The organism is Flavisolibacter ginsenosidimutans (assembly GCF_007970805.1).
GTDB classification, from domain to species: Bacteria; Bacteroidota; Bacteroidia; order Chitinophagales; family Chitinophagaceae; genus Flavisolibacter; species Flavisolibacter ginsenosidimutans.
This window is the reverse complement of record NZ_CP042433.1, coordinates 1,219,872-1,233,010: the sequence shown is the minus strand read 5'-3', so window position 1 is coordinate 1,233,010 and position 13,139 is coordinate 1,219,872. Positions and strand designations below refer to the sequence as shown.

Sequence of the window (13,139 nt, the reverse complement as noted above, 5' to 3'; positions counted from 1 at the left end):
TAACCTTTCGGCTTCAGTTGTAGACACACGGAACATGGAATGCCGCCACAACGCAAAGCCTTTTTCCGTTGTATGCAATTGTATACTTTGTATTATTTTAAAAAGCTCAAGAACATGAAGTGGAAATTGTTTGGGGTTTTACTCTTTGGGTATCATCTCACTTTTGGACAAAATTATCCGAAAGAATATTTTCTACTCAAGCAAAAGGTTGAATCTTTCGTCGTCAGGAAGGATTACAAAGGAGCCGCAACGGTATATTCAGAAATATTCAATTTGATTGGATCAAAAGCGACCAATGATGATCGGATGATTGCTGCATGCTTTTGGGCTCGAGCAAATTTTCCTGACAGTGCCTTTACTCAATTAGAAATCGTCGCCAGCAACGGCAGATATGTAGATTTTGATTTCACTAGTAGTGGCAACTTAAATTCATTACACAATGACAAACGTTGGCCAGAATTTGTAGATCGCATTAAAAAATTCGACCTGCCATCATTGTGTACTCATACATACAATCCCCCGTCTCCTATACCAATCGTCTTTACAGTCGATCCTAAAAGCATTTATTTTAAGAGTGACACTTATGGAGACTATTTAAACGATTTTGATAATGTAAGCTCTGTTAGCACTCATGCCTACAATCTCAGGATTCTAAGAAGTGATAAAGGTGAATTTTCAAAACGTTCCTTAATTCTCGATCTCCGTCAACCCGTAATTAATTCCGGAGCAACATCTCAAGGTGTAATCAAAGATAGCGTAGCAAGTTTTCATGTGTTTTATAAATTCGATACTACTGTAAGACCTTGGGTAGTCTACAATTTTCGTGACATGCCTATCGGAAGTACAATTATCAGTCCGAGAACTGAAATCTTTGTGCATATCAATGGAAATTCTAACAAGTTGCAATTAGGCTATTGGGGTCTTGGTGATTGTAATGAAAAGGACGGAAAAGGAATGCGTAACGGCGGAGAAGGAACTACGGGTGTACAAGTCACCCGCAATTCTGAATCTGAATACACTATTGAAGCACAAGATGGCAGTATTGGACGATTATGGGATATCACCAATCCACCATTCTCTATTGACAAAGGACTGTTCAAGACTGGTTTTTTAATTCATTTGAAATATCAATAAAAAGAAGTTTTAAACAAATGCATACAACAAACGCATTTGTGCTATTGGGGTGCGACGTAAAGCGTCGTTCAATAACAGTAACGCTGTTCAGCTTTTTGTCCAAGCTTGACTTTTACTATTAAGCAACAGAATATGTTTTTTACTTTAGTTCTTCGTTCGGCAGCCGTCGCCGGGGGCGACGAATAGATGAAGTCCCCAACAGCACAAATACCTAACGTTAGCGGTTATGTTTTTTTCACTCATTTAACCAAAACACTCCTGTTATGAAAGCTTACTATCTTTTTGTTTTCTTAGCACTTTGGAACAGCCTGAGTGCGCAAAAGGTAAAAGGATTAAAAACCGATACGGCAGCGCAAAAAGCCTTGATCATTAAGACCGAACGTGAACGGATTAGATCACTTGTTGCGGCCAACATGCCCATAGCCCAACAGCTTCACGCCGATGATTTTCAATTGATCACTCCTACCGGCAACCCGCTTAGCAAAGAACAATATTTGGGAATGATTGGATCAAAATACCTGCAATATAATTGGGAGCCGGGAGACATAACCGTAAAAATGTATGGCGACGATGCAGCTGTTATTCGCTATACGGATAAAATATTTCAGGTAACGGTAAACGGAAACCTTGTAAACGATGGAAGATTTACGCATACTGATTTGTACGAGAAACGACAAGGCAAATGGCAGGCCGTGTGGTCACAAGCCTCGGGACAGAACATAAGCTCTTTGGTGATGAATGGCGTTACGTTCGTCAAGAAGGATTACACCTTGACCAATACACAGCAGTATGATTTTACCTCGGGCATCAATGCCAAAAGCTACCGCCTATTTGTAGCCCTTCCTCCTAATTACAAAGCCGCATCGGACGACACAACTCGCTATAATGTCTTGTATGTTTTAGACGGCAACGATGAGTGGCCGCTCGTTGTGGAAAGCCATCGCGTGCTGCGCACGGCGTTTGGTGGCATGAACAATCCCGAAGGACGTGATTTTATTATTGTGGGTATTGGCTATCCGGTTATTCCGTATTGGAATACGACGCCGTACCGCACCAGTGATTATACGCCGGTGCAGGATGCAGGAGAAGATTCTGTTTTAACGAGTGCCTTTGGAGTCAATCTAACTACCGGTGGCGCTCCTCAGTTTTTACAGGTTGTAAAAAATGAGATCATTCATTTTGTCGAGCATAATTTCCGCACGACAAACGATCGTGGTATAATTGGCCACTCATTTGGAGCCGGTTTTGTTGCGTATAGTTTATTTGAGGAACCAGAACTTTTCAGCCGTTATGGTATGTTGAGTCCCAACTTTTTCCGCGATACCAACTTTTTACTAAACCTAGAGTCACGCTTTGCAAAAAGCCATGCCGAACTGAATAAGCAAATATTTGTTGCAAGAGGATCGCGGGAGACGAGTGCGATCACTAACTCCAGCTCGCAAATGATTGATTCGCTGAACAGGCATTACTACAAGGGACTTGCTGTGCAATCTGCTGTTTTTCCGGATGAAATGCATTTCTCGGTTCTTCCTGCTGAGATAAGCCGTGCTTTACAGTCATTGAACTATGACCTTCGGGTTGTACAGCATAAAAATTAAGACCACACAGGCACAAACCACAAACAACGGGTTACCAAAACATGGGCAAACGAATAAATTTAAAGCTGACTAACTTAATTGAACAACGATACAAAGGCTAAGCTGAAGTCTTCCAAATACCTGCACTTCGGCAAGCCGATGAACGACTGTTCGCGGTAATCCAAACCGACATTGAGAGCAATCTTAGCTAATTAACCAAAATAAATCTTGCTGTATGCGCCGTATATTTTGGCTTTTGTCCAGTTTTCTCTTACTCCTTATACTCTCGTTTAACGTGAACGAAAGAATTTTTAAGGACTTTCTTTTAGAGAACATTGATAGCACCGTTTCTCCATCAGAAGATTTTTTCCAATACGCTACTGGTGGCTGGCTAAAGAAGCATCCCATGCCAGATAATCAACGGTATTGGGGGATTGGCATAACGGTACAAGACGAGATTGCCAAGCGATTTAAGTTGATGGTTCAACAAGCTGCCAACGCAAAATCTTTAAAGGGTTCTCTTTTACAGAAGATCGGGGACTTCTACCGTTCAGGAATGGACTCTGCAGCGGCAGAAAGAAATGGCCTGCGACCGATTCGAACAATACTTCGAGACATTTCAAATATTCATTCCACAATCGATGTTGTCAAGCAACTCGCGTCCCTGCACAGGATAGGAATAAACTACGTGGGGTTTCTTGATTGGATATGGGTTGACGGAAACGTCATGCGTTACCAGATCTACCAGGGCGGTATGCTTATGCGTGGTGCCGAGTATTATAAAGCAAGCGACCCGATTATCGCCCGCTCAAGAGAGGCGTTGCTGCGGTACATGTATCTTGCGTTTAAGCAACTGGGGCAAGACAGCGTTAGCGCTTCAAAAAATGCCTCCTCAGTTTACCGGTTGGATTACAACATTGTTACATCCCAACACCAAGAAGGCAGCCGAACAATGAGTGTAGCAGACTTGCAGAAAACAACCCCTGATTTTAATTGGCGAGTTTATTTGCAGGGTTATGGCATTCAGCACATCGACTCTTTGGTAGTCGGCAATCCTGATTTTTTCAAAGCCTTCAACACCTTGCTAAAGGAAACGCCAATCGAGGTTTGGAAAAATTACCTGCGCATTTTTACAATGATGTATGCCGCCAATTTTCTCAATAACGAATCCTTCATTAATCTCTTGAACTATAACAGCACTTATTCTGGTCAAACCGGTACGCTGCCCCGGTGGAGGCGGGTGCTTTACTTTGAGTCAAATTCTATTGGCGACCTCCTTACTCATTTGGTAGCAAAAGAATACTTCAGCCCTGCGCAAAAGCTGCGCTATACAAAAATGGCAGAAGCGTTCCGGGAGGCCTTTAAAGAACGCATTAGAAAACTAAACTGGATGGAAGAACCAACCAAACAAAAAGCGATTGAAAAACTTGACAAGATGCAGTTTCGGATTGGCTATCCCGATACGTGGGACAACATGGCGGATGTATCTATGCGTCCGCACGCGTACTTTGAAAATTACATTCAAGGCAAAAGGCATTTCATCCAAAACGGAATTAACCAACTGGGTAAGCCATTCGATAAATCACAATGGAAAATGGAGGCTACCATGCGAGAAGCCTCCTATGACAATGAGTTAAACCGACTGACTTTGGAACCCGCACAATTTATTGTTCCTAGACAAAAGGACGAGGATTTGGACGATGCTTTTATGTATGGTTACACCTTTGCGGCCCATGAGATGTCTCACGGCTTCGATAGCAACGGCGTTCAGTACGATGCAAACGGGATGCCTGTCACCTGGTGGACATCAAAAGATTCTTTGGAATATGAAAGTCGTCTCAGTGCACTGGTGCGCCAGTTTAATGAATACGTTGCCATCGACACGTTCCATGTAAACGGTGAAATGACAAAGCGAGAGAATATGGCGGACCTCACAGGACTATTAATTGGTTTAGACGCATTGAAACAAACAAAGCAGTATAAGGAAAATCAAATCATAGGAGGGTTTACTCCTCTGCAGCGGTATTTTTTGGGCTTTGCGTTTCGGCAGACGTATGTCACAAGAAAGGAACTGCTACTTAATCAGCTCCTAACAAACGGCCACGCACCCGACAAGTTCCGGGTAAATGGTACGGTTGTAAATGTTTCTGAGTTTTATGACGCATTCAATGTAAGGCCAGGTGATAAAATGTACCGGTCAGAAAACTTGCGGGTGAAGATTTGGTAAACGAATCGTGGGTTGAAGAGTGCCGCTAACATTCGATTTGCTATGATGGCAGACGAAACACAACGTCAACTTTTGTTCGTTAATCAGTAGCAGTTTCGGCTGACTGAACACAGTTGAATGATAGTGTAAAATTTGTAGTTTGGCTTTCATCCGGCTTCAGGTGTCGGGCTGACGAACATAAAATATCGGCACAGCAGAAAGCCCGTTCCGTTAGCGGCAGTATCGAAGGCTTTCTATTGTTTAATATCGTAAAGGGGGAAGTCTGGGTTCAGCGATGAAGTAGTGGCCGTATCAGCACTGAAAACAACGCGAAAGGAATTTCTTCATTATCAAAATTAGAGTTATGAAACTTTCTTTTAGTTTGGTCGCTCTTTTGGTTGGTTGCGTTGCTTTTTCCCAAGGGCTTGTCGAGAAAAAAGATGTGGTTTATGGCAAAGCCCCGGATTGGCATAACCGCCCGGTAGATTTAAGGTTAGACCTTTTTTATCCAACCACACGAAAAAACTTGCCACTAATTGTTTTTTTGCACGGCGGTGGTTTTATAGAGGGCTGGAGCAAATCCGCTCCCGCACCGTTTTGTAAACGACTGGCCGAAAGCGGATTTGTCGTGGCTAACGTAGATTACCGGGCCGGTTTTAACCCCTCGCCCGACAGTTTTCGCCTCAGTGTGGCAAGCGCCGTTTACCGTGCGCAGCAAGACCAAAAAGCTGCCCTTCATTACCTCATTCATCACGCAGCCGACTATCCCATCAACACGGCTGAAGTATTTTTAGCGGGCGAAAGCGCCGGTGGTGTCACCTCGCTTTTTTCTGCTTACGTATCGCAAGGGGAGTGGGACCAACTGGCGCCACCGCTGCATTCCTTTTTAGGCAGCATTGACAGTGCGGGAAATGAGTTGCATGGTCCATTTCTCGTAAAAGGGGTGATCAGTTTATGGGGCGGCATTGCCGATACATCTCTAATCACGAAGGCGGAGGCGCAAGGGATGCCCGTCTTGCTCTTTCACAGCGAAGACGATGAGTTGGTACCCTTTGAACGCAGCGCACATTCCGTAGCGGAAAACCAATTGCTGCAGGGTTCACGCGATATAGCCAATCGCTTTAAAAACAACAACGCTTGTTATCAGCTTTACTTTATCAAGGGCGCCGCGCATGCGTATGGCTTTTCGCCCGACTACCTGATAAGCGCCATCCGCACGTTTGTAGCGGCTGTTGGGGCGGGTAAATGCAGCAGCACCGAAACGGAAAACAAAGGCAATACAAATGTAAGCATCGTTGATGCCGATGCGGATTCACAGATTCTAAAAGAGAAAATACTTATCCTGAATCCAAACGTATTAGAGCAATACGCTGGTGAGTACAAAGGCGGTGGCGGGGTGATAACCATCCGTGTGGACGGCTATCATTTAACGGTTGAAAGGCCCGGAGAAGCCGCCCACGAACTTTATCCGGTCAAACCGGACGTGTTTGTGGACAAAAAATTGCACGTTCAAACAACCTTTACGAGAGATGCGCAAGGGGCCATAATCGAGTATCAAGTATTAGCCACCCGCAATAGAATAAGTCGTTACCAGAAAATAAAATGACGGTTGCCACCGGCGCTAAGAAGCCGAAGGCTAACGAATGAAGCATCTGGTTTTACTTTTCGTTCACGGAAAAACAGGAGCAGACGTTATCCAATACCTGAAAACGGCAAAGGGCAACGTAATTCATTTAGCGAGTTGGTAAATGGTTGAATGTTTGCAATGCGCCTACGAGCGGCTTCCCAAAATAGCGGCAGACGTGTTACATTCAGCTTCAAAAAGCTTTTTGGCTTTGGGAAGTAAGGCAGATAGCGGGATGTAGATGCTGCTATTCCGGAAAACCTTTTTCGGTAGGCGCAACTTATGAGAACGTGCTACACTTTAATCGTTTTGTTTCTTGCGTTAATCACTTGCTTGATGGTTAACGCACAACTGACTTCAGAGATAGTAGCAAATCAATGAAGTAAGCTTAGGGCAATTCAAGCTGATTTAAATGAGACGGCGATAAAATTTGCTAAGAATCCCTATATCCGAACTGCCTATTTAAAATCTGCAAATAAGGTAAAAGCAAACGCGGATAGCTTTTCACAACTAATTCAGAGTATTGTCAACTTGGATTCTGTTTCTATTATACAAACAAAGCAGTATTCATTGTTTTGTCAATCGGAGCGCTATTGAATCAAGTATTGAAAAACCGCTTACTTTTCGCTAAAATCAACAACAAGCTCGAAGCTAAGAAGTTGGAAGTTTCAATGACAAACTCCTAAAGTTTCCTGCTTACACTCGCCCTCGTTTTTGTATTTCATAGGCTTCAACGCTTTCCTTTATTTTTAGGCCTTCTTCTGTTTATTCATTAGCTAGACTATTTTGCAGCATGTCAGAAGACCAAAAGAAACAACTGGAGCAACAGCTCTGGAACATTGCCAATACGCTGCGGGGAAAAATGAACGCAGACGAATTTCGTGACTACATCCTCGGCTTCATATTTTATAAATACCTCTCGGAACGTATGAACCTTTATGCCGATGAAATTTTAAAAGAAGACGGCATCACCTACCAAAGCCTTGACGAAAACACCGAAGACGGCAAAGCCATTTTGGAGGCCATCAAGGAACAAGCCCTCATCAAGCTTGGTTATTTTCTAAAACCGTCCGAACTGTTTTCCAAAATTGCCGAGCGGGGAAGTGCGGCAGTAGAAACATCAGTCAACGGAAAAAAAGTCAGTGAGGAAGAAGTAAAAAGCAGCTTCATTCTCGAAGACCTGGCCCGCATTCTTTCGGCCATTGAGCAAAGCACGATGGGCACCGAAAGTGAAGACGATTTTGACCACCTTTTTGAAGACCTCGACCTCACTTCCACAAAGCTTGGCCGCACCGAAAGCGCAAAGAACGAAGTCATTGCCAAAGTGCTCGGCCACTTGAACAACATTGACTTCGGCCTGCAAAATTCTGAGCTTGATATTTTGGGCGACGCCTACGAATACCTCATTGGAAAATTTGCTTCCGGCGCCGGTAAAAAGGCCGGCGAGTTTTATACGCCGCAGGAAGTAAGCACCGTGCTGGCTAAGCTGGTGACTACCGGCAAAACAAAGCTGCGCTCCGTGTACGACCCTACCTGCGGTTCCGGCTCTTTGCTGCTTCGGGTGGCAAGAGAAGTAAAAGAAGTAGGTGCGTTTTACGGGCAGGAACTGAACCGCACCACCTACAACCTGGCCCGCATGAACATGATCCTCCACGGCGTGCATTACCGGCAGTTCGACATCAAGCAGGAAGACACCCTGGAGCGTCCGCAGCACGGCGACAAAAAGTTTGAAGCCATCGTGGCCAATCCGCCTTTCTCGGCGCATTGGAACGCCAGCGCCATTCACCTCACCGACGACCGCTTTAGCCAGTACGGAAAGCTGGCGCCACGCACCACGGCCGATTTTGCTTTTATCCAACACATGGTGCACCACCTGGCCGACAACGGCATCATGGCCGTGGTAGCGCCGCACGGTGTGCTCTTTCGTGGCGGTGCCGAAGCACACATACGGCAATACTTAGTGAAGGACAAAAACTATTTGGATGTGGTGATTGGCCTGCCACCGAACATCTTTTACGGCACCGGTATTCCCACCTCTATTTTGGTGTTTAAAAAATGCAAGGAGCAGCCTGATTGTACACGCCGATGAAGGTGACCACATCAGGCCGTGGCAAGTTGACCACCTATTTTTGTGGCGAAGAAGAGCGGTTCATGTATGATTCGGTCGTAAATAATTTGCGTTGATTTTATTGAGTACGTTACTTACAAATTTAAGCCATTGCTTCTGTTGTTACGACGCTGCGTTTCTTTCTGAGTGACTCGCCTTTGAGTTCAAGGCGGTGAGCAGAGTGCACGATGCGGTCTAAGATGGCATCCGCAATGGTTTTCTCGCCAATGACTTCATACCATTTACTTACGGGGAGTTGGGATGTAATAATCAACGATCCTTTACCATGCCTATCTTCAATCAGTTCCATGAGAACTGCTCTGCTCGGGCTATCAAAAGGCTGCAGTCCAAAGTCATCAAGGATGAGTAAATGTTGCCGCTCGATTTTGGCGACTTCTTTCAGGTAAGAACCATCGGCTTTGCTCATTTTTAATTTGGAGAGTAGCTTGGGCAGGCTGTAATAAACCACCCGATAGCCCATCGAGCAGCCGTGATGGCCAAGCGCAGACGCAAGGTAGCTTTTGCCGCTACCGGTTGGACCGGTGATGAGGATACTTTCTGCTTTGTCAATAAAGCTACAGTCTGCATAACGCAGCAGCTGGTTCTTTTCCAGGTTTCGCTCGGGATGGTAATAAACGTCTTCGAGCAATGCCTTGTAGCGGAAGCGGGCATTTTTAATTTTTTGTTCAATGGATCGGTTTTGTCTTTCATCCCATTCCGCTTCGATCAGGTGAGCGGTGATCTCATCCGCTGTGTACGTATCGGCTCTTCCGGATTCAAGGTCGGTTTTAAAGGCCCTGTGCATGCCAAAGAGCTTCATTTGTTTCATTTTTTCCAGTGTGGTTGCGTTCATGTTCTTGTTTGTTTTTGATGTGATTTATTGATAGTAATGTTCGCCGCGGATGTTGTCGTGCAAAGGCATGGAGAGTTGTTCTGTTTCTGGTGACGGGTCTTTTTTGTCCAGCTCTTTTTCTAAAATAGTTTGGATGGTTTTGTAGTTATAGGCGCCGTAGCCCAAGGCCCGCTGACAGGCTTTGATCAACCGTTCTTTTTCGATCTTCTTTGCAAAACTTAAAATGCCCACACAGGACTTGTAGGCTTGTTCGGGATGTTGCTTGCGCTGAAGCACTTTTAAAATATACAGCTTCACATCCTCGTGGATGGCTTCTGCCCACGAGATGAACTTCTGGGGTGTCCATTCGGCGACAAAGCGGTGGGCGGAGGCCAGGTGCTCTTTGTCTGTGGTGTAGTGATAGGCAAGCCGTGCCCTTGTGTGCAGGGCAATGCGTTCGTAGTTGTAGTAGATCTCCACGGAGTGACGGGAGAAGAGCAGCTTCACTTTTTTGCCAATAAAGCGGTAGGGTACACTGTAGTAATGTTTGTCTGCACTCAGGGCCACATGACCGTTTTTGGCCACCGTGGCATACAAGCATTTTTTCAGTTCATAGCGAAGTGGCGGCAATGGCATCAGGGCTGCCCTTTCCACTTCTTCAAACTGCTGCCGACGGCTGTAGTTGCGGCCTTTTAGATGGGCATTGTTGTGTTCTTCCAGCGCTACTTTGATGGCGGCATTGAGCTGTTCGAGGCTGTGATAAACACGGGCCCGAACCTTTGCATAGATGCGTGAGTACACGATTTTAACGGCGTTTTCCACCAGGGCTTTGTCTCTGGGACGATAGGACCTTGCCGGAAGAATGGTTGTGCTGTAGTGCTGGGCAAAGTCAAGGAAGGTCTCGTTCAGTGTGGGTTCATACTTGCTGCTCTTTGTGACGGCTGATTTTAAATTATCCGGTACAATAGCTTGAGGCACACCGCCGCAAAAGTGAATGGCGTTCTCACACGCTGCGATAAAATCTTCTTTGCCTTGCGAGGCCACCGCTTCCACATACGTTAGTTGACTTGCACCCAGAATAGCAACAAACACTTCCACGGCTTTTATCTCACCGCTCACCGGATCAACAACACTGAGCTTGTCGCCGGCAAAGTCCACGTAGAGTTTGTCGCCGGCTTTGTGTTCCATGCGCATCACCGGATTGACCTGCGCCTTCCACCGAGCGTAGTAATGCTTGAACTGTGAGACACCAAAACCATCGGGATGAACGGCTTTGTACTGCTCCCAGAGCAACTGCCTGGTCATGCCTTTCTTTTTCAGTTCCTTGTCAATGGAGGGAAAGAGAGAAAACAGCGTTTGTAGCTTCTCGCTAATGGGTTGCTCCTGTGGTTTTACAAACAGTTCTTCGAGGTCCTTGTCACTTAGCTCACTGATCTCGTGGAAGGTTAGTTTGCTCTCAGTAAACTGTTTTAAGTACTTCTTTAGCGTGTTGCGGGCGATGCCTGTTTGGGCAGCGATTTGGAGCTTGCTGCGTCCTTGGTGATGCAATTGCAGGATGTGTCTGATTTTGCTCATGCGAACCGGATTGTTTGCCATGCATGCCGAGTTTTATTAGAAAACTTAGCACGAATGGTTCCGAATCACAGAAACTTTTTCTTCTTCTTTTCCGTGGTCAATTTGCTCCGGCGTGAGGTGGTCAATTTGGAGCGGCGAGACCCGGTCAACTTATTCCGGCGAACAGTGGTCAACTTCACCGGCGCTTACAAACAAGCTCACAAACGGGTGGAGTTCAGAACGCATTTGCTGGTATATCTAATTATCAACGGTATGCTTTGGCTGGTTTGGTACTTAACTGGCGGTCGCTACCCGTGGCCTCTATGGCCAATGGCGGGGTGGGGCATAGGATTGATTTTTCACTACCTGTTTGAATACAGTACCACGCGTTTGCTTTCTGAAGAGGAGGAGTATGAAAAATTAAAAAGAAAGATGGAAGAAAGTCGGGCTGCCAATCGCTAAGCTATAGGGGTACATAAATAGTTCGAACGTGCGTTGTCATACGATGGTTAGAGAGGCTGGCCATGACAGAGGCCACCTTGTCACCCTGAAACTTCGGCTTGAGCGCAGTCGAACGCTTGTCGATGAGTCAGCCTGACAACTTTTATTTATGAGACCGGTTCTAATTATTGTGCACGTCAACCGATTGTTTGCATTTTGATTGTCATCACTACAAGATAATGCTGTGTACTTGCCGGCAATTCATCAAAGTTTTGCTGCGCATCGTTTTCAAATTCTCTATTGTAACTGCTATGACTGTATACTAATGAAGACCAGTGAAGAAAATTTATGACGTCTTTTAATGGTCATGCCTGAAGGCACGCATCAACTAACACTTAATAAACAAGCGTTAGCCAAATCGGTGTTCGTACCATACTTCCGCAGTGAACATGCGCAAACGAAATCAACTAACATTAGACGGGTTGCATTGATGTTACACACCTGATGACCCTCACTACTTTTCGTGATGGCCGTCATTTTCACTCCGTCCCGGCTCACCGTAGCTTTAGTTGAATAATTTTTCATCATTAAATATTTTGAAACATGAAACAATTAAAATCGCTGATAGTATGCAGTATCTGCATAACGGCCTTTGCACTGCAAAGCTTTGCGCAAGGTATATTGCCCGAAGTCACCATTAAGGCAATAAGGTATAAATATTTAAGCGCCGTTGGTGACAAAGAAGCATCACAGCCAGTTAAAGTCGCTCAGCGACAAGTTGCAGAGTACGATGTGAAAAAGGCAGAATTTTATGAAGACGATTATGACGGTTACTTTGTTTCGTTTTACATCCCTGAGGGGAAGATTCTGGCTACTTATGACCAAGACGGCAAACTTTTACGCACCGCAGAAAAATTTAAAAACGTCATGGTGCCTTCGGTTGTAAGAGATGCCGTTGCCAAACGGTTTCCGCAATGGGGTATTACTGAAAACGTTTACCTCGTGAATTACAATGACGGCTCGGGTGCAACAAAAGTTTATAAACTGTTACTAGAAAATGGCGACAAACGACTGAAAGTAAAAACAAACGAAAAAGGAGAATTCCTTTAATTCAAACAAGGCCTTTAACTTTTCTACAACCAAAACCTTTCAAATACACAAGCCCTCTTTTGAGGGCTTCTTTTTTTATTTGCCAACCGCTCCCTTGTTATGTTGTTTTGGCTTGGCCGGCAGCCAACGTTTGCTCAACGGTGCTCAATAAATCTTCTTCTAAAAAAGGCTTCTGCAAAAAAGCATTCCCTTCTGTTATTAACTTTTTTTGTACAACTAGCGAAGCTGTACCGGCCGAAAAAAATACAATCGGTGTGTGCTGCAGGCTTGCGTCACTCTTTGCCTGTTTTATGAAATAAAGCCCATCGGTTTCGGGCATCATCATGTCACACAATATCAAATCAGGGGTGGACGACTTCGCAAGCACAAAGCCCGCTTTCCCGTTTGCAGCGGTCAGTACCCGGTAGCGGTGAAGCATCAACAGCTCAGCCGTGTTTTCCCTTATCTCATCGTTGTCTTCAATAACCAGGATGGTCTTCATGAATACAAACATATTTTATCGCATGCGAAAACAGCATGACGCTGGTCATGCTGCTTGATAATTGGGCGCATAA

10 protein-coding genes are annotated in these 13,139 nt (G+C 45.1%); 7 read left to right on the top strand and 3 right to left on the bottom strand.

What is annotated here, in order from left to right; genetic code table 11:
• Window positions 1-114 precede the first annotated feature (114 nt).
• The 5 genes from FSB75_RS05100 (at window position 115) to FSB75_RS05080 (ending at window position 8,630) form a co-directional block, all read left to right on the top strand.
• Window positions 115-1,134 carry a hypothetical protein gene (locus tag FSB75_RS05100; RefSeq protein ID WP_146783739.1) on the top strand — a complete coding sequence of 340 codons (1,020 nt, stop codon included), beginning with the start codon at window positions 115-117 and terminating at the stop codon, window positions 1,132-1,134.
• 263 nt (window positions 1,135-1,397) lie between these two features.
• Window positions 1,398-2,732 carry an alpha/beta hydrolase-fold protein gene (locus FSB75_RS05095; RefSeq protein ID WP_146783736.1) on the top strand — a complete coding sequence of 445 codons (1,335 nt, stop codon included), beginning with the start codon at window positions 1,398-1,400 and terminating at the stop codon, window positions 2,730-2,732.
• Between the two features lie 214 nt (window positions 2,733-2,946).
• Window positions 2,947-4,938: a M13-type metalloendopeptidase gene (locus FSB75_RS05090; RefSeq protein WP_146783732.1), complete on the top strand. Its 1,992-nt coding sequence runs from the start codon at window positions 2,947-2,949 to the stop codon at window positions 4,936-4,938.
• Between the two features lie 343 nt (window positions 4,939-5,281).
• Entirely contained in the window at window positions 5,282-6,523 is a 1,242-nt protein-coding gene (locus FSB75_RS05085) for an alpha/beta hydrolase (RefSeq protein ID WP_146783729.1), read from the top strand.
• 811 nt (window positions 6,524-7,334) lie between these two features.
• On the top strand, window positions 7,335-8,630 hold the full coding sequence (locus FSB75_RS05080) for a type I restriction-modification system subunit M (protein ID WP_146783726.1): 1,296 nt from the start codon (window positions 7,335-7,337) through the stop codon (window positions 8,628-8,630).
• A 121-nt stretch (window positions 8,631-8,751) separates the two neighbouring features.
• On the opposite strand, the gene istB is transcribed toward FSB75_RS05080, so the two are convergent.
• Together istB and istA are read right to left on the bottom strand one after the other, a co-directional pair.
• Complete coding sequence (gene istB, locus FSB75_RS05075; RefSeq protein ID WP_146781217.1) at window positions 8,752-9,501, bottom strand: IS21-like element helper ATPase IstB; 750 nt, start codon at window positions 9,499-9,501, stop codon at window positions 8,752-8,754.
• A gap of 24 nt (window positions 9,502-9,525) precedes the next feature.
• Window positions 9,526-11,055 carry an IS21 family transposase gene (gene istA / locus FSB75_RS05070; protein ID WP_227990569.1) on the bottom strand — a complete coding sequence of 510 codons (1,530 nt, stop codon included), beginning with the start codon at window positions 11,053-11,055 and terminating at the stop codon, window positions 9,526-9,528.
• Between the two features lie 54 nt (window positions 11,056-11,109).
• Between istA and FSB75_RS05065 the strand changes: the two genes are divergently transcribed.
• On the top strand, window positions 11,110-11,496 hold the full coding sequence (locus tag FSB75_RS05065; RefSeq protein WP_146783723.1) for a 2TM domain-containing protein: 387 nt from the start codon (window positions 11,110-11,112) through the stop codon (window positions 11,494-11,496).
• 582 nt (window positions 11,497-12,078) lie between these two features.
• Complete coding sequence (locus FSB75_RS05060; RefSeq protein ID WP_146783720.1) at window positions 12,079-12,585, top strand: nicotinate-nucleotide adenylyltransferase; 507 nt, start codon at window positions 12,079-12,081, stop codon at window positions 12,583-12,585.
• A gap of 97 nt (window positions 12,586-12,682) precedes the next feature.
• Here the strand turns inward: FSB75_RS05060 and FSB75_RS05055 are convergent, their stop codons facing one another.
• Window positions 12,683-13,066 (bottom strand): response regulator, encoded by a 384-nt coding sequence (locus tag FSB75_RS05055; RefSeq protein ID WP_172623062.1) that lies wholly within the window; start codon window positions 13,064-13,066, stop codon window positions 12,683-12,685.
• Window positions 13,067-13,139: the final 73 nt, after the last annotated feature.